The following is a 15,553-nucleotide window of genomic DNA, read 5'->3' as shown; positions in this document are numbered from 1 at the left end:
CTACAGGGACAAGTCTCTTGCATGAAGCTGTGCGGCGAATTCGCACGGATTGCCGCGCAAAAACGAATAAACAGGGTCGGCTCTTGACCCTGTAGTTGCTACAGGGTCTATCTGGGGTGTCACATCAATGGTCGAGGTGACACCATGACGGCAGCGAGCCCTTACAGACTGCGTATAGAAGGCATGGACTGCGCCTCGTGCGCATTGAAAATCGAGACGGCGATGCAACGCCTGCCGGGCGTTAGCGACATCAATGTCAGCTACGCCAACGAGACGCTAGCATTGCAACTCGATGAAGACCGGACGGCCCTCGGCACTATTGAGCAAAAGATCCGAGCGCTCGGCTACACGCCAGTGATCGAGCAGGCTGAGACGAAGGCGGGTCCGCCTCGGAAGCGCATCACAGAGGCGTGGTGGAAAGGCAGCAAGGGTCGGCTTGTACTGCTGACCGGCGCACTTTTCATGCTTGCCTTCGCCATTGCGCGTATCCTGCCGGATTGGGGGCAATGGCTCTATTCAGGTGCGGCCCTGATCAGCGTTATCCCGTTCGCGAGGCGGGCGGTCGCCGGTGCGATGTCCGGCTCGCCCTTCACTATCGAAACGTTGATGACAGTCGCGGCACTCGGCGCGGTCGCCATTGGCGAGGCCGAAGAGGCTGCTGTCGTGATCTTTCTGTTCGCAGTGGGCGAACTGCTTGAAACCGTGGCGGCAGGCCGTGCGCGGGCAGGTATTGAAGCGCTGATCGATCTCGTGCCCCGGGTCGCGTTCCGCGAGCGTGATGGTGTCATTGAGCAGGTCGCTGCCGAAGAGTTGGCCATTGGTGATGTCGTCGTTGTTCGGCCTGGGGACCGTGTGCCGTCTGACGGCACGGTGATTGACGGTGCATCTGAGGTCGATGAGGCACCCGTGACAGGCGAATCCATGCCCGTGCTGAAAGAAGCCGGCGCAAACGTCTATGCCGGCAGCATCAATGCAAATGGCGAGTTGCGGGTGTCGATCAGCCATGTCGCGGCCGACAATACCATTGCCCGCATCATCCACATGGTCGAGGAAGCTCAGGAATCAAAGGCCCCAACGGCGCGTATGATCGACCGTTTCAGCCGCTGGTATACGCCGGGCGCTATGGTCGTCGCGGCTCTCATCGTTGTGGTGCCGCCGCTCGCCTTCGGCGGTGACTGGATGACATGGGTATATCGGGGTCTTGCGACGTTGCTGATTGCTTGTCCCTGCGCGCTCGTGATTTCCACGCCGGCGGCTATTGCCTCGGGTCTTGCCGCCGGCGCGCGTCAGGGATTGCTGATCAAGGGGGGCGCGGCACTGGAAATACTCGGTAAGGTCGTAACTGTTGCCTTCGACAAGACAGGAACCCTGACGCGTGGCCATCCCCAGGTGACGGACATTGTGCCGATCATTGGGGACGAGAACTCCGTCCTTGCCATTGCAGCGGCCGTCGAGCGCAGCACCAGCCATCCTCTCGGGGTTGCAATCGTGGAGGCGGCAAAGGTGCGGGGGCTCGAACTGCCCGTCACCTTCGGGGGCGGCGTTGCCACACCCGGCAAAGCGGTCACAGCGCGGTTGAAGGACGGCTTCGCTTCGGTCGGGTCTCCTCGTCATGCCGCCGAACAGGCTGCCCTCGAAGAGAATATCGCCGAGACGATCACCACACTGGAGAGCCAGGGCAAGACAGTCGTCGTGCTTATAAAGGGCAAGACCATCGAGGGATTGATCGCGTTGCGCGACGAACCGCGCGACGACGCTATCGAAGGTGTGAAGCGACTGACAGATCGAGGTGTGCGGCCACTGATGCTGACCGGCGACAACAAGCGCACGGCCGACGCCATTGCGGCCCATCTTGGCCTTGAGGCAAGCGCCGAATTGTTGCCCGACGCCAAACTTGCCGAGATCGGTCGCCTCAAAGCTAATGGCCCGATCGCCATGGTGGGAGACGGTATCAATGACGCGCCGGCGCTCGCAGCCGCTTCCGTTGGCGTTGCCATGGGTGCAGGCACCGACGTTGCTCTGGAGACCGCAGATGCCGCGCTGCTCAGAAACCGGGTGACGGGTGTTGCCGATCTCATCGGGTTGTCACAGGCGACACTCGGCAATATTTGGCAAAATATCGCCATAGCGCTTGGTCTGAAGGCCGTCTTCCTCGTGACGACTCTATTCGGCATTACCACGCTCTGGATGGCGATCCTCGCCGATACGGGCGCTACGGTCCTCGTTACGGCCAATGCGCTGCGCCTGCTGACCTGGCGCGGCACCCGCGACAAATGAGCTTAAGCAGTGCGCGAAGGCAGGTCGCGGCTTCCACTTCTTGCCAAGAAAGCCGAGGTGTAATTTATGAGTAATCAGTCCAAGGGCAGTACCACTTCATCCGAGAAGAGCGAACAATGGGCGCTCGCATGGGTGCTTGCGATCAATACGGCCCAGGCAGCCATTGTGGGAGGATTAGGTTGTGTTGACAAAAAGGATTCCCCTGCGCGTCTGGCTGTGATTCAAGATCATCTCTACGTGGGAGGTGACCTTGGCACGCAATCTGATGTCCGACGACGAATGGGCATTCTTTGAGGGCTTCATCCGAGCCGTCCGGCATCCGAACGGGCGCAAGCCTGCGGACCATCGACTTGTTCTGGATGGCATTTTCTGGGTCGCGCGGACCGGTGCGCCCTGGCGGGACCTGCCAGAGGAGTTTGGCAAGTGGTCATCTGTCTACCGGCAGTTCCGGCGCTGGACGCTCGCCGGGCTGTGGGAGGACATCCTGGATGCCTTGAACCACGCGAAGCTCGCGCCCGACAAGCTCCAGATGATCGACAGCACTGTGATCAGGGCCCACCACCATGCGGCCGGCGCAAAAGGGGGACTCCGAAAGAGGCTCTTGGCCGTTCAAGAGGTGGGTTCTCGACCAAGATCCATCTCCGCGTCAACGGCGCTGGCCTCCCGATAAGGACCGAGATCACGCCCGGGCAGGATTCAGACTACACGGGCTATGATCTGGTGATGGCCGACAACCTTCCGCAGCCCGCCGTGTTGGTCGCCGACAGGGGCTATGACTCTGATAAAATTAGAGAAGACATCGAGAGCCGTAACGCGCTGCCCATGATCCCCATGCGAAAGAACCGCAAGGTGCGCAAGGTCGTCGACATGACCATCTACACCTTGCGCAACATGGTCGAGCGTTGTTTCAACAAGCTCAAGAACAGTCGCCGCCTGGCAACACGCTACGACAAAACCGCAGACAGTTTCCTCGGCTTCATCGACATCGCCTGCATCAGGCTCTGGCTTCGCCATTTGTCAACATGACCTAGCGGGCCAGGCGCTTCTCAAGGCCCGGCATGCCCATCAGGACCAGCCCAAAGCCGTTCTGATCGCTTAAATCGCGCAGGTGTTCGAGCGACTTGATGGTCAGCCGGTCGGCTTCGTCAATGATCACGAGAGGACATGCGCGGCGGGCAGCTTCATAGTTGGCATTTTCCGACGAACCAGCGGAAATCGTTAGTCTGGCGTACCCCATCTTGGTCAGGTTGGTGCCCAGCACCGCATCGATCGTCTTGGGTGTGTTGCTGACCGTCACCGTATAGAAAATGGCTTGGCACTTTGAAATTTCCGCCACCAGTGAAGGTGCTAGCGATCCAAGAACACCATAGCTTTGCAGGTTCGGGAAACTGGCAAACTCGCGTGCCGATCGCGTTTTGCCTACGCCAGGACGACCGTGACATACGCCAATATAGCGATAGCGCGAGCAAGCCTCTGCGAACTCCACGAAGCGTGAGTGTTCTCGGGTTGGCAGGAACGGCTGCTCGGTCGGAAACTCAATCGTCAGTGGCGTAGAGCCGGAGCCCTCGGACGGTGGTGGTTCGGGGAGCCGGACCCGCTTGGTCGCCATCGGCAGCCTCCATGTCGGTGAGCGCGCCGATATCACGTCTTTTCGCGTTGCGCCGCGCATGTTGGATCTCGCGCAGCGATGGCGCGGCTAAATGATCGGGGCTCAGGGCACGACAGATGAAATGGCCCTCATGGTAGACATGCACTTCAGTGAGATCTCGCGGATCGTAGAGCACTTCGACATTTTCACCGACAAAGGCCGCCAGTGTGGGCTCCACGTATCGGCGACCAAGTAGGCGAATGCCGTCGCGCAGCACCTTGCGTGACTTGGGGACATGCACCAGCAGCATGTCGAGCTGTTCGATGCTGTCGGGCATCACCGGCAGAAAGCCCCCCTTCTGCCAACGAACGACGGGCGCTTCGCCTGTGCTTCCGTGTGAACGGGCATGGTAAACGCGGCAGACGAATGACTCGAAGCTGGCACGAAGTTCATCCAGCGAGAAGGCCGGCTCCGACAATGGCTTGCCTCGGATCACGTGGCCAGGAAGGTCGGGCAGAAACATGTCGTTGATGGTGCGAAACACCCGCTCTATCTTGCCGCGCCCGCGTGGCCTTCCCGGCAAGGAGTGAGTAAGACGAATCTTGAGTGCCATGCAGGCTTGCTCGATATGTTCGGAGACGAAATCCGAGCCGTTATCGACATAAAGCTGTTCTGGGATGCCACTGACGATCCATTGGGGATCAGCTTTACGCCAGATAGCATGACGCAGTGCCAAAGCGGTGTTTAGCGCGCACGGCGCAGCCAGGCTGATGAAATAGCCTGCGACGGCCCGACTGAAGTCGTCGAGCACCACGCTCAACCACGGGCGAACCGGATTTCCGGCCTGATCCAAAACAAGGATGTCGAGAACCGTATGGTCGGCCTGCCACATCTCGTTGGAGACGCTCGCCTCCCGACGATACACCAGTTCATGATGGTCTCGGTATGCAGCCGGGTTGGTTGCTGCTGCGATCCGGCTTTCGGGCACATCGCGAACGACGCGAGCGACTGACGAGTAGCTGGGCGCCCGATGTCCTTCGGCGACGGCGAGCGCCGCGACCTTTCGATGAATAGCGCTGACCGGAGGACGGGGCCGCTTGAGAGCTAGCTCGTGAATTACCGCAGTCAGGTGATCAGGCATATGCAGTCTGCCTTGATCGCTGCGTGGTCGACGTTCGAGACCGGCCAGCCCTTTGGTACGGTAGCAGCTCAGCCACCTTTGCAACGTCCGCTCACTTGCGACGCTGGCATGCGCCAATGCCGTAAGCGTAACACCGTCATTCAGATGCGGCTCGATGGCGCGAAAGCGTTCAACCGCCAGCGACGATGAGAACGCTGGGTGGGTCATATTAGGTCATGTTGACAAATGGCGAAGCCAGAGCCTGATGCAGGCGATGTCGATGAAGCCGAGGAAACTGTCTGCGGTTTTGTCGTAGCGTGTTGCCAGGCGGCGACTGTTCTTGAGCTTGTTGAAACAACGCTCGACCATGTTGCGCAAGGTGTAGATGGTCATGTCGACGACCTTGCGCACCTTGCGGTTCTTTCGCATGGGGATCATGGGCAGCGCGTTACGGCTCTCGATGTCTTCTCTAATTTTATCAGAGTCATAGCCCCTGTCGGCGACCAACACGGCGGGCTGCGGAAGGTTGTCGGCCATCACCAGATCATAGCCCGTGTAGTCTGAATCCTGCCCGGGCGTGATCTCGGTCCTTATCGGGAGGCCAGCGCCGTTGACGCGGAGATGGATCTTGGTCGAGAACCCACCTCTTGAACGGCCAAGAGCCTCTTTCGGAGTCCCCCTTTTGCGCCGGCCGCATGGTGGTGGGCCCTGATCACAGTGCTGTCGATCATCTGGAGCTTGTCGGGCGCGAGCTTCGCGTGGTTCAAGGCATCCAGGATGTCCTCCCACAGCCCGGCGAGCGTCCAGCGCCGGAACTGCCGGTAGACAGATGACCACTTGCCAAACTCCTCTGGCAGGTCCCGCCAGGGCGCACCGGTCCGCGCGACCCAGAAAATGCCATCCAGAACAAGTCGATGGTCCGCAGGCTTGCGCCCGTTCGGATGCCGGACGGCTCGGATGAAGCCCTCAAAGAATGCCCATTCGTCGTCGGACATCAGATTGCGTGCCAAGGTCACCTCCCACGTAGAGATGATCTTGAATCACAGCCAGACGCGCAGGGGAATCCTTTTTGTCAACACAACCTAGCATCGGAATCTGAGCTTTTACGTTGCACTTTGCACGTTTTTTACCAATTCTGACGGCACATGACCCAAAGGCTTGGAACGAATGTCTCATCAAGACGCCCTGCGGGCTCAACTCATTGCCGCGTTTGATGGAATGCCGTCGCAGTTGCAGCAGGCCGCGCGCTATATTCTTGAACATCCAGATGAGGTGGCGCTGGTCTCAATGCGGCAGCTGGCGCGCAGTGCGGGGGTGCAGCCCTCGACCATGACCCGGCTGGCCAAGTTTCTGGGTCTGGATGGTTATGACGACATCCGTGCCCATCATGCCCGCGCCATCCGGCAGCGCATTGATGGTTTCGCTGCCCAGCAGCAACGGGCGAGCGTAAGCCAAGACGGGCTGGCCGTGCAGATGCTGCAAAGCCTCTCGGTGCAGATTGCGCGGCTGACCGAGCCGGGGGCCGTAAGCCGCTTGGAGGCAGCCGCCGCACGTCTTGGCGAGGCCCGCCGCATCTATGTGCTGGGGCTGCGCTCTTGTCATCTGGTTGCATGGCATTTCCATTATGTGATGACGCTGCTGGGAGAGCACAGCGTGCATCTGGACGGGCCTGCGGGGACGGTCGGTGACGGGCTGATGGGGGCCGGACCGCAGGATGTGCTGCTGGCGGTGTCGATCAACCCTTATGCGCGCTATTCGCTTGAGCTGGCGCGCATGGCCCGCGACAAAGGGCTGGGCATGGTGGCGATTACCGACAGCGAGGTTTCCCCTTTGGCTGCCATGGCAGATGAAGTGATCCTTTGCCCTACGGAAAGCCCGACCTTTTTTCACACTCTTGCCCCTGCGCTGGCCGTGTCCGAGGTGCTTTGCGGGCTTTTGGCCAATCGCAACCGTGAGGGTGCATTGGCTGCATTGGAAAATGCCGACCGGCATCTGTCAGAGCTGAACACTTATTATACCGCCCCAAAGCGACGTCAGTCATCCAAGGGGGCAAAGAGTGATGGGCCGGAATAATCGGCGTCGTCATCCGAGAGCGAATAGAGTTTGCTGCTTTGCCACAGGACAAGGTTGGCTGATGCGTCAGGCCTGACCTGTGCCGCCTCTATGCCCCCGGTAAAAACTTGGCGGATGGCCATATTCGATCTGAAATGCCCGTGTCAGCGCAGAGGGATCGGCATAGCCGCAGCGTGTGGCGATCTCGGCTATGCTGAAACCGGAACTTTGCGCCAGTCTTCGCGCCTCACGCAGCCGCAGGGATTTGTAGATGGATTGCGGGGTGGAGCCGGTGTGTTCCAGAAAAAGCTCTTCCAGTTTTTTTCGGCTGATCCGAAGTCGCCCGGCGATCTCGGGTATTCGTAGCGGATATTCAATCTCTCTGCGCATCAGAGAGATGGCATCGTTGACAAGCTGGCTGTCCAAAGGCCGGATATCCCTGAGGTCGTTTCTGATGCCATGCATGAACATGCTGGCAACCTCGATTGACAGCATCGGTCCATGATGTTCGCGGATAAGGGACAGGATCAGGTCGAAAGCTGTCGTCACGCCGCCGCAGGTAATGCAGTTCCCATCCGCGACAAACCGGTCGGTGAACACCTCGACATTCGGAAACTGCTCGGCAAGGGCATCAAGCTCATCCCAGTGAATGGTGGCGCGGCGTCCATCCAGCAGCCCGGCCGCGGCAAGTAACCAGGCACCTGTATCCATGCCGATCAGCTTTGCATATTTACCTGCCGCAGCCCGGAGCGCGCGCGCCACCTTGCCTGTCGCGTGCTGGCGGAAATCATAGCTGGGCATCACGATCAGATAGTCTGCGCCATCGTCCTGGGTCAGCCCCGCCTCGGGCATCACCGGCAATCCGCTGGAAGAGGTGACCTGCGCACCCGTCATGCTGAGAAAACGCCACGTATACAGCCTTTCCCCGGCCAGATCATTCGCCGCGCGCAAGGGTTCGATCGTATTGGCCAGGCAATGGTTCGAGAACCTGTCGAACAGCAGGACATCGACTCGCCGAATTATTTTCGCCTCCTGCCATTTCTGCATGAAAATAAACCTACTTTGCATGATCTTGCTTGCCGAGCCGTTACATAGTCAGGGGGCATCGGCAAGGGAGAAGGCCATGGATTTCGCACTGACTCAGGAACAGGACATGATCGTGAAAACGGTCCGGGACTTTGTTGAAAACGAAATCTACCCGCATGAACAGCTGGTTGAGCGCAGCGGAACGGTCCCGCGCGAAGTTGCCGAGTCTTTAAAGCAAAAGGTTCGCGACCTGGGCTTTTACGCCTGCAACTTTCCTGAAGAGGTCGGAGGCGCAGGGCTTTCCCATGTCGATATCACCTTGGTCGAGCGGGAACTGGGCCGAGGTTCGATGGCGCTGACGCATTTTTTCGGGCGCCCCCAGAATATCCTGATGGCTTGCGTCGGAGATCAGCGCGAACGCTACCTTTTCCCCGCCGTGCGCGGTGAGAAAATGGATGCGTTGGCCATGACCGAACCTGATGCGGGCTCTGATGTTCGTGGCATGAAATGTCAGGCGGTCCGCAGCGGTGATGACTGGATCGTCAACGGCTCAAAGCATTTCATCTCTGGCGCTGAACATGCCGATTTCTTCATCGTTTTTGTCGCCACGGGCGTCGACGATTCCCCGTACGGACCAAAAAAGCGGATCACCTGCTTTCTTGTGGACCGTGGCACTCCGGGGTTTGAGGTCCGTGACGGATATAACTCTGTCTCACATCGCGGCTACAAGAATTACACGCTTTATTTCGACAGCTGCCGCCTGCCGAAAGAGCAGGTGCTGGGTGAGGTGGATGGCGGCTTCAGGGTCATGAATGAATGGCTTTACGCCACAAGATTGACGGTCGCGGCCTTTTGTGTCGGCCGGGCGCGTCGTTGTTTTGACTATGCCCTGAACTACGCGGCCGAGCGCAGACAGTTTGGTCAGCCGATTGCGAAATTTCAGGGTGTCAGCTTTCAGATTGCCGATATGATCACCGAGATCGACGCGGCTGATTGGCTGACCCTTGCGGCGGCGTGGCGTCTGGATCAGGGGCTGCCTGCGAACCGCGAGATAGCGAGCGCCAAGCTTTATGCCTCTGAAATGCTGGCCAGGGTCACGGACAGGACGTTACAGATCTTTGGCGGCATGGGGCTGATGGACGATTTCCCCATCGAGCGTTTCTGGCGCGATGCGCGGGTCGAACGGATCTGGGACGGCACTTCCGAAATCCAGCGCCACATCATCAGCCGCGATCTTTTTCGTCCTATGGGCGCGTGATGGAACGGTTGCTCAGACCACAAAGCATCGCCGTGGTGGGCGGCGGGTCATGGTGTGCCAATATCGTCCGCGAATGCCGCAAGATCGGCTTTACGGGTCCGATCTGGCCGGTTCATCCGTCAAGGGACCAGATCGAGGGCGTCAAGGCCTACCCCAGCGTGCAAAGCTTGCCGTTCCCACCTGACGCTGCCTTTGTCGGCGTGAACCGCGAGGCAACGATCCCGGTTGTCGCCGCATTGGCACAGATGAAGGCGGGCGGGGCCGTCTGCTTTGCCGCCGGCTTTTCAGAGGCCGCCGCCGAGTTGCCGGACGGCGCTGATCTGCAACAGCGGCTGATCGCGGCGGCAGCAGAGATGCCGTTTCTGGGGCCGAACTGCTATGGTTTCATCAATGCGCTGGATGGCGCGGCGCTTTGGCCCGACCAGCACGGTGCGGTGCGGATTGATCGCGGCGTGGCGATCATCACGCAAAGCTCGAACATCGCCATCAACCTGACCATGCAGCGGCGCGGGGTTCCGGTGGGCTATGTCGTGACTGTGGGCAATCAGGCCCGGACCGGCCTGCCCGAGGTCGGCGAGGCGCTGTTGCGTGACCCGCGTGTCACTGCACTTGGCCTGCATATCGAGGGGATCGGCAACCTTACCGCTTTCGAGGCTATGGCCGCGACGGCAAGGCGGCTTGGCAAGCGGATCGTCGCCCTGAAGGTCGGTGCCTCGGAACAGGCGCGTGTGGCAACGGTGTCGCATACTGCCTCGCTGGCCGGGTCGGATGCGGCGGGGCGGGCGTTGCTTGGGCGGCTTGGTATTTCGCAGGTCAGCAGCCTGTCGGCGCTGCTTGAGACGCTGAAAATCTTTCACGTTGCTGGATCTTTGTCCGGTGCGCGGATCGCCTCGATGTCCTGTTCGGGCGGCGAGGCAAGTCTGATTGCGGATGCCGGACTGGCGGCCGGGGTCGAGTTTCCGCCCCTTGGTCCCGAACAGCGCCGGACGCTGGGGCAGGCGCTTGGCCCCAGGGTCGCCTTGTCAAATCCGCTGGACTACAACACCTACATCTGGGGCGACAGCGACGCGTTGACCGATTGCTTTCGCGCCATGGCCGATCCAGAGCTGGCCATGTCCTGCGTGGTGTTGGATTTTCCGCGTCCGGATCGCTGTGCGACGCAGGAATGGGACCGGGTGCTGGGGGCTTTTGCGGCCAGCCGCCACGGCAGCCGGGCGCCTGATCTGCCGCTGGCCCTGATTTCAAGCATCCCCGACACCATGTCCGAAGAGGTGGCGTTGTGCTGTTTGGCGCATAATATCGTACCACTTTGTGGCATCCCCGAGGCGATGGAGGCGATTGCGGCGGCTGCCTTGCCTTCATTGCGCAACGCCCCCGACCCTTTGTGGGACCCCGGTCCCGATCCCGTCGCAGAAGAACTGCTGCCCGAGGCAGAGGCCAAGGCTCAGCTTGCCGCCCATGGTATCCGCACGCCCGTTTCCTGCCGGGTGAATGGGGCACATGAGGCGGTTTCGGTTGCTCGGGAACTGGGCTTTCCGGTCGTGCTGAAGGGTGAGGGGTTCGCGCATAAGACCGAGGCTGGCGCGGTCGCCATCAACCTGCGCTCAGCGGAGGACGTGCAAGAGGCAGCGACGCGTATCAACGCGGCCTCTTATCTGGTCGAGGAAATGGTCACCGGTGCGGTGGCCGAGCTGATTATTGGCATCACCCGCGACCGCCCGCATGGCTGGATGCTGACGCTGGGGGCAGGCGGTGTCCTGACAGAGCTGTTGCAGGACAGCGTCTCGCTGCTGCTGCCGGTCAGTGCCGAGGAGGTCGAGGGGGCACTGCATAGGCTGCGTATCTGGCCGCTGCTCGAAGGTTGGCGCGGCGGGCAGGGCGCCAACATTGGTTCGATCATCGCGGCGGTGATGGCGCTGCAATCATATGTTCGCGCAACGTCCGGTCTGATCGAGGCCGAGATTAACCCACTGATCTGCCGCACGGGTGATGCCGTTGCGGTGGACGCATTGATCCGAAGGGGGAAGCAATGAGCGCAGTTCTGACCGAAATCCGTGGCCATATCCTTGAGGTCACGCTGGCAAGGCCCAAGGCGAATGCCATCGACCTTGCGACCAGCCGCGAGATGGGCCGTGTCTTTGCCGGGTTTCGCGACAACCCCGATCTGCGCGTCGCGATCCTGACAGCGGCCGGTGAGAAATTCTTTTCCGCCGGCTGGGACCTGAAAGCCGCCGCCGCCGGGGACCCGGTTGACGGAGATTACGGGGTCGGCGGTTTTGGCGGGTTGCAAGAGCTGCGTGGCCTGAACAAGCCGGTCATCATCGCCGTAAACGGGATCTGCTGCGGCGGTGGGCTTGAGCTTGCTTTGTCAGGGGACATCATCATTGCTGCCGGACACGCGACCTTTGCCTTGCCTGAAATCCGCTCGGGGACGGTCGCGGATGCGGCGTCGATCAAGCTGCCCAAGCGCATTCCCTATCATATCGCGATGGAGCTTTTGCTGACCGGACGATGGTTTGACGCGAAAGAGGCGCTTGGCTGGGGCCTGATCAACCGTATCACCCGCGCCGAAGATCTGATGGCCGAGGCGCGCAGGCTTGCCGATGAGCTGGCCTCTGGGCCTCCGCTGGTCTTTGCCGCGATCAAGGAGATTGTTCGCGAGGCCGAGAACATGAAGTTTCAGGACGCGATGAACCGGATCACCAGGAGCCAGTTTGAAACAGTCGAGCGGCTTTACAGTTCTGAAGATCAGTTCGAAGGGGCGCGCGCCTTTGTCGAGAAACGGGATCCGGTCTGGAAAGGGCGCTAAGGTGTACCGGGCACCGGCCAGTGTTCCCCAGTGGTCAGGCGCGCGTTCCTCCCGCTGACACATTGTGTGGGCTTGTCCCAACCCTGCCTACCGGGGTTTCTTGCAAACAGGCGCGGCGGCACAGCCCATATTGCGTTCCATGGCTTTGGGGTCAGTGACCAGACAGGGCGTCGGAACCGCCCCGCGATCGCATGTGCTGGTGCCGACGGTGCCGGGGACGGGTAGATATCCGGGCAGCAGGTGGCCCGCTGCGCTTGCGCAAGGCATCCATCGCTGGCTGACTTCTGACCGGCAGGCGCTGCTTTTCTCGGGCGGGGCGACGGCCAGGGCGGCCCTGGCCCATACAGGCATTTCCGCGTTGCAGCTTGCGGGGGAATGTCTGCCGGGGTTGCCTCTGGCCAATATGGAGGAAATCAGCATTATCGTTATATCTGGCGGTTTCGGCGAAGCGGATACCCGCGTCACGCTGCCAGAGATCTTTCAAGGGCGAAACCGAATGGCGGAACCGGGAAAAAGGGCAAGGAGATCGCTGAGCGAGATCGTGTTCGAACGTATGGAACGGGCGATCAAATCAGGCTCCTACCACCCTGACGAACGACTGCCGACCGAACATGACCTTGCAGCCGATTCGAGGTCTCTCGCCCAGTTGTCCGCGATGCGCTGCGAAAGCTGCGCGAGCGCGGGCTGATCTATTCGCGTCAGGGCACGGGTAGTTTCGTGCGCACCATCGGGCTGAAGCAGCCGTTGGGCTTTGGGCCGCTTGAGAATGTCTCGGATCTGCTCAGCTGCTATGAATTCCGCCTGACGCTGGAACCCGCGGCTGCCGCCTGTGCGGCCGAGCGTCGTGATCTGGCGGCGCTGGAGCGCATCGACGTGGCCCTTGGCCTGATGCGTGATGTGACCAACCGCCAACACCATCGCGAGGATGCTGATTTTCAGTTCCATCTTGCGATCGCGATTGCCTCCGAGAACACCTATTTCTCGATCGCGATGGAGGCGCTCAGGGATCATATCGCCGTCGGCATGCGCTTTCACGGCGCCACTGTCGTGCGTGAGGTCCGGGGGCTGGCGCAGGTGTTCAAGGAACATGCGGCGATCTCAGATGCGATACGCACGGGCGATTCAGTCCTCGCACATGACCTGATGCAAACTCATCTTGAGCATTCGCGCGACGGGTTGTTTACAAAGCGCAGGCCGGTCATTGTTGCAGGGAATGGCGATCTGCCCGTGAGCTTGCACGAACAAGGCCCTGATTTGCAGCAGGCTGCGGCTGGTCAGGCGCCAATCTGCGGGGTCAGCACGCGGCGGATCTCTTGCCCGTCGCGGCCGGGGGGCTGACCGAACAGGCGGCGATATTCCCGGCTGAACTGCGAGGGACTTTCATAGCCAATCGCATAACCGATCCGCGCCACATCTGCGTCGCCCGACAAAAGCAGACGTCGCGCCTCTTGCAGGCGCAGCTGCTTTTGATACTGCACTGGCGTCATCGTTGTCACCGCCTTGAAATGGCGGTGAAAGGTTGCGGGACTCATCCCCGCCACATCGGCCAGTTTGCGGATGCTTAACTGATCGGCAAAGCTGTCGCGTATACAGGCGATGGCCCGGGCGATCCGCGCCATTGGACTGCCGGCAAGCCCGACCTGGCGCAGCGCCCGCCCCATCGGCCCATTCAGCAGCAGCCAGGTAATCTCGCGCTGGATCAGCGGCGACAGGATCGGCAGGTCGCGCGGCCGGTCGCACAGAGCAAGCAACCGGCACAGCGGGTCGATCAGCGCGGGTTCCAGCGCATGTACCGCCAAAGCGATGGGGGCGGCAGCGGTGTCTTTGCCCGGCCCCAGTGCCAGCAGCAGATCAGAGATCGTCGCAGGGTCAAGCGCCAGGCTGAAAGCCAGATAGGGGCGGTCGGGGGATGCGCCGGTGATCTCGGCCCGGATCGGGACCTCCATTGATGCGATCAGGCACTTCCCGGCATCATAGCGATAGGCGTGCTCGCCCAGCATGCTGGTCTTTGAGCCCTGGACCACCACGCAAAGCGAGGGGCGATAGACGGCGTGGATCGGCCCGGTCGGTGTGGTGACCGAGGTCAGAACCAGCCCGTCAATGGGGGTTTCGCGACCATTGGCCCGAAACTGGCGGGCGATCAGATCCCTGAGCGGGGCGAGGGCGTCGTTTTCCATGATCTTTAATCTAGAGCCTGCGCGCGGGATCGGCAGCTGAAAATATGCTCCGGTGAGAGGATCGTGCAAGGATTTGCGAGGATCGGCGTGCAGTTCCGCGGCCTGCCGGGTCTATCTTGGCCCTGATCCGGTGCCTTCTGGCCCCGGAACACCATCCGATATGAAGGAACACCCCATGCGCTACCGTACCCTTGGCCCAAGCGGCCTGCTGGTTTCTGAACTATGCCTCGGCACCATGACCTTTGGTGGCTCCGAGGGGATGTGGGGTCAGATCGGCCAGTTGCGTCAGGACGAGGCCGACCTATTGGTCAGGGCGGCACTGGACGCCGGCATCAACTTTATCGACACCGCCAATGTTTATGCAGGCGGGGAAAGCGAACGCATCCTTGGCCAAGCCATTCGCAACCTTGGCATCCCCCGGGATGATGTGGTGATTGCGACCAAGGTGCTGGGCCCGATGGGCGAGGGGCCGAACGCCCGCGGGGCATCGCGCGCCCATATCATGGCGCAGGCCAGGGCAAGCCTGAAGCGGCTTGAGACGGATCATATCGACCTTTACCAGATCCACGGCTTTGACCCGCTGACCCCGATGACCGAGACGCTTGAGGCGCTTGATACGCTCGTCCGGCAGGGGCATGTGCGCTATATCGGGCTGTCGAACTGGGCGGCATGGCAGGTGGTCAGGGCAGTCGGGATCACCGAGGCACGCAAGCTTGCCCCGATCCTGTCGCTGCAGGCTTATTACACCCTCGTTGGCCGCGATCTGGAACGCGAGATCGTGCCGATGCTGAAAACAGAAGGCATCGGCCTGATGGTCTGGAGCCCGCTTGCAGGCGGTTTTCTGTCGGGCAAATACAGCGGCGGCAGTGCTGCGGATCAGGGGCGCCGGGCGATCTTTGACTTCCCGCCCGTCGACCTTGAGCGTGGCGATGCCGCTATCGCTGTCATGCGCGAGATCGCCTTGGCCAAGGGCTGCACGGTGGCGCAGGTGGCGCTGGCATGGCTGCTGCATCAGCCGGTCGTGACCAGCGTCATCGTGGGAGCCAAGCGGATCGAGCAATTGCAGGACAATATCCGCTCGACCGAGGTCAGTCTGTCGGCCGAGGATCTGGCGGCGCTGGATGCGGTGACCAAACTGCCCGCCGAATATCCGGGCTGGATGCTGGAGCGTCAGGCCGAATACCGCGCGCCGCATGCCGGGCAAAAGGGCTGAGCCTTGGTTTTCAGGCTGGATGAACACCGGGCC

General features: G+C 60.9%; 13 protein-coding genes and 1 pseudogene. 9 read left to right on the top strand and 5 right to left on the bottom strand.

Annotation, left to right across the window (positions count from 1 at the left end; all coding sequences use genetic code 11):
- The first annotated feature begins 144 nt into the window (after window positions 1–144).
- Window positions 145–2,277 carry a heavy metal translocating P-type ATPase gene (locus F8A10_RS13565; RefSeq protein WP_152367581.1) on the top strand — a complete coding sequence of 711 codons (2,133 nt, stop codon included), beginning with the start codon at window positions 145–147 and terminating at the stop codon, window positions 2,275–2,277.
- A 244-nt stretch (window positions 2,278–2,521) separates the two neighbouring features.
- Window positions 2,522–3,303, top strand: a protein-coding gene (locus tag F8A10_RS13555) for an IS5-like element ISPko5 family transposase (RefSeq protein ID WP_152367113.1) whose coding sequence is annotated in 2 segments (ribosomal slippage) — window positions 2,522–2,852 and window positions 2,852–3,303 — 783 coding nt in all. Because the reading frame shifts where the segments join, the coding sequence is not laid out codon by codon here.
- 1 nt (window position 3,304) lies between these two features.
- On the opposite strand, the gene F8A10_RS13550 is transcribed toward F8A10_RS13555, so the two are convergent.
- The 3 genes from F8A10_RS13550 to F8A10_RS13540 form a co-directional block, all read right to left on the bottom strand.
- Window positions 3,305–3,886, bottom strand: a complete 582-nt coding sequence (locus F8A10_RS13550) for an ATP-binding protein (RefSeq protein ID WP_152367580.1) — start codon at window positions 3,884–3,886, stop codon at window positions 3,305–3,307.
- Complete coding sequence (locus F8A10_RS13545; RefSeq protein ID WP_152367579.1) at window positions 3,813–5,213, bottom strand: Mu transposase C-terminal domain-containing protein; 1,401 nt, start codon at window positions 5,211–5,213, stop codon at window positions 3,813–3,815. The genes F8A10_RS13550 and F8A10_RS13545 overlap by 74 nt, the downstream gene beginning before the upstream one ends.
- Before the next feature lie 6 nt (window positions 5,214–5,219).
- A protein-coding gene (locus tag F8A10_RS13540; protein ID WP_152367113.1) for an IS5-like element ISPko5 family transposase occupies window positions 5,220–6,001 on the bottom strand; the annotation gives its coding sequence in 2 pieces (ribosomal slippage) (window positions 5,220–5,671 and window positions 5,671–6,001; 783 coding nt in all).
- Between the two features lie 151 nt (window positions 6,002–6,152).
- Between F8A10_RS13540 and F8A10_RS13535 the strand changes: the two genes are divergently transcribed.
- Window positions 6,153–7,058 (top strand): MurR/RpiR family transcriptional regulator, encoded by a 906-nt coding sequence (locus F8A10_RS13535; protein ID WP_010394396.1) that lies wholly within the window; start codon window positions 6,153–6,155, stop codon window positions 7,056–7,058.
- 66 nt (window positions 7,059–7,124) lie between these two features.
- On the opposite strand, the gene F8A10_RS13530 is transcribed toward F8A10_RS13535, so the two are convergent.
- Window positions 7,125–8,084: a GlxA family transcriptional regulator gene (locus F8A10_RS13530; RefSeq protein ID WP_010394399.1), complete on the bottom strand. Its 960-nt coding sequence runs from the start codon at window positions 8,082–8,084 to the stop codon at window positions 7,125–7,127.
- Window positions 8,085–8,160: 76 nt separating this feature from the next.
- On the opposite strand from F8A10_RS13530, the gene F8A10_RS13525 reads away from it, so the two are divergent.
- The 5 genes and pseudogenes from F8A10_RS13525 to F8A10_RS13505 all read left to right on the top strand — a co-directional run bounded on the left by F8A10_RS13525 (window position 8,161) and on the right by F8A10_RS13505 (window position 13,468).
- Window positions 8,161–9,321, top strand: coding sequence for an acyl-CoA dehydrogenase family protein (locus tag F8A10_RS13525; protein WP_010394402.1), 1,161 nt, complete (start codon window positions 8,161–8,163; stop codon window positions 9,319–9,321).
- A complete protein-coding gene (locus F8A10_RS13520; RefSeq protein WP_152367578.1) occupies window positions 9,321–11,354 on the top strand; it encodes an acetate--CoA ligase family protein in 2,034 nt (677 codons plus the stop codon). The genes F8A10_RS13525 and F8A10_RS13520 overlap by 1 nt, the downstream gene beginning before the upstream one ends.
- Window positions 11,351–12,130 (top strand): carnitinyl-CoA dehydratase, encoded by a 780-nt coding sequence (locus F8A10_RS13515; protein WP_152367577.1) that lies wholly within the window; start codon window positions 11,351–11,353, stop codon window positions 12,128–12,130. Before F8A10_RS13520 ends, F8A10_RS13515 begins: the two co-directional genes overlap by 4 nt.
- 139 nt (window positions 12,131–12,269) lie before the next feature.
- Window positions 12,270–12,575 (top strand): annotated as a pseudogene (locus tag F8A10_RS21915) (nucleotide-binding domain containing protein); the annotation flags it as partial.
- Window positions 12,576–12,847: 272 nt separating this feature from the next.
- Window positions 12,848–13,468, top strand: a complete 621-nt coding sequence (locus tag F8A10_RS13505) for a FadR/GntR family transcriptional regulator (protein ID WP_237701489.1) — start codon at window positions 12,848–12,850, stop codon at window positions 13,466–13,468.
- On the opposite strand, the gene F8A10_RS13500 is transcribed toward F8A10_RS13505, so the two are convergent.
- A complete protein-coding gene (locus F8A10_RS13500) occupies window positions 13,405–14,307 on the bottom strand; it encodes an AraC family transcriptional regulator (RefSeq protein WP_152367576.1) in 903 nt (300 codons plus the stop codon). The two genes, F8A10_RS13505 and F8A10_RS13500, sit on opposite strands and share 64 nt — an antisense overlap.
- A gap of 175 nt (window positions 14,308–14,482) precedes the next feature.
- On the opposite strand from F8A10_RS13500, the gene F8A10_RS13495 reads away from it, so the two are divergent.
- Window positions 14,483–15,520, top strand: a complete 1,038-nt coding sequence (locus F8A10_RS13495) for an aldo/keto reductase (protein WP_152367575.1) — start codon at window positions 14,483–14,485, stop codon at window positions 15,518–15,520.
- Window positions 15,521–15,553: the final 33 nt, after the last annotated feature.

Source organism: Paracoccus kondratievae, from assembly GCF_009301415.1.
GTDB classification, from domain to species: Bacteria; Pseudomonadota; Alphaproteobacteria; order Rhodobacterales; family Rhodobacteraceae; genus Paracoccus; species Paracoccus kondratievae.
Note: the sequence above shows the minus strand (reverse complement) of the source record. Positions and strands in the feature narration are given on the sequence as shown.

Bases quoted from the DNA above. Each gene is read 5' to 3' on its own strand.
- F8A10_RS13515 (WP_152367577.1), top strand. From the start codon at position 11,351: ATGAGCGCAGTTCTGACCGAAATCCGTGGCCATATCCTTGAGGTCACG.
- F8A10_RS13530 (WP_010394399.1), bottom strand. From the start codon at position 8,084: ATGCAGAAATGGCAGGAGGCGAAAATAATTCGGCGAGTCGATGTCCTG.
- F8A10_RS13520 (WP_152367578.1), top strand. From the start codon at position 9,321: ATGGAACGGTTGCTCAGACCACAAAGCATCGCCGTGGTGGGCGGCGGG.
- F8A10_RS13535 (WP_010394396.1), top strand. From the start codon at position 6,153: ATGTCTCATCAAGACGCCCTGCGGGCTCAACTCATTGCCGCGTTTGAT.
- F8A10_RS13500 (WP_152367576.1), bottom strand. From the start codon at position 14,307: ATGGAAAACGACGCCCTCGCCCCGCTCAGGGATCTGATCGCCCGCCAG.
- F8A10_RS13565 (WP_152367581.1), top strand. From the start codon at position 145: ATGACGGCAGCGAGCCCTTACAGACTGCGTATAGAAGGCATGGACTGC.
- F8A10_RS13550 (WP_152367580.1), bottom strand. From the start codon at position 3,886: ATGGCGACCAAGCGGGTCCGGCTCCCCGAACCACCACCGTCCGAGGGC.
- F8A10_RS13525 (WP_010394402.1), top strand. From the start codon at position 8,161: ATGGATTTCGCACTGACTCAGGAACAGGACATGATCGTGAAAACGGTC.
- F8A10_RS13495 (WP_152367575.1), top strand. From the start codon at position 14,483: ATGCGCTACCGTACCCTTGGCCCAAGCGGCCTGCTGGTTTCTGAACTA.
- F8A10_RS13545 (WP_152367579.1), bottom strand. From the start codon at position 5,213: ATGACCCACCCAGCGTTCTCATCGTCGCTGGCGGTTGAACGCTTTCGC.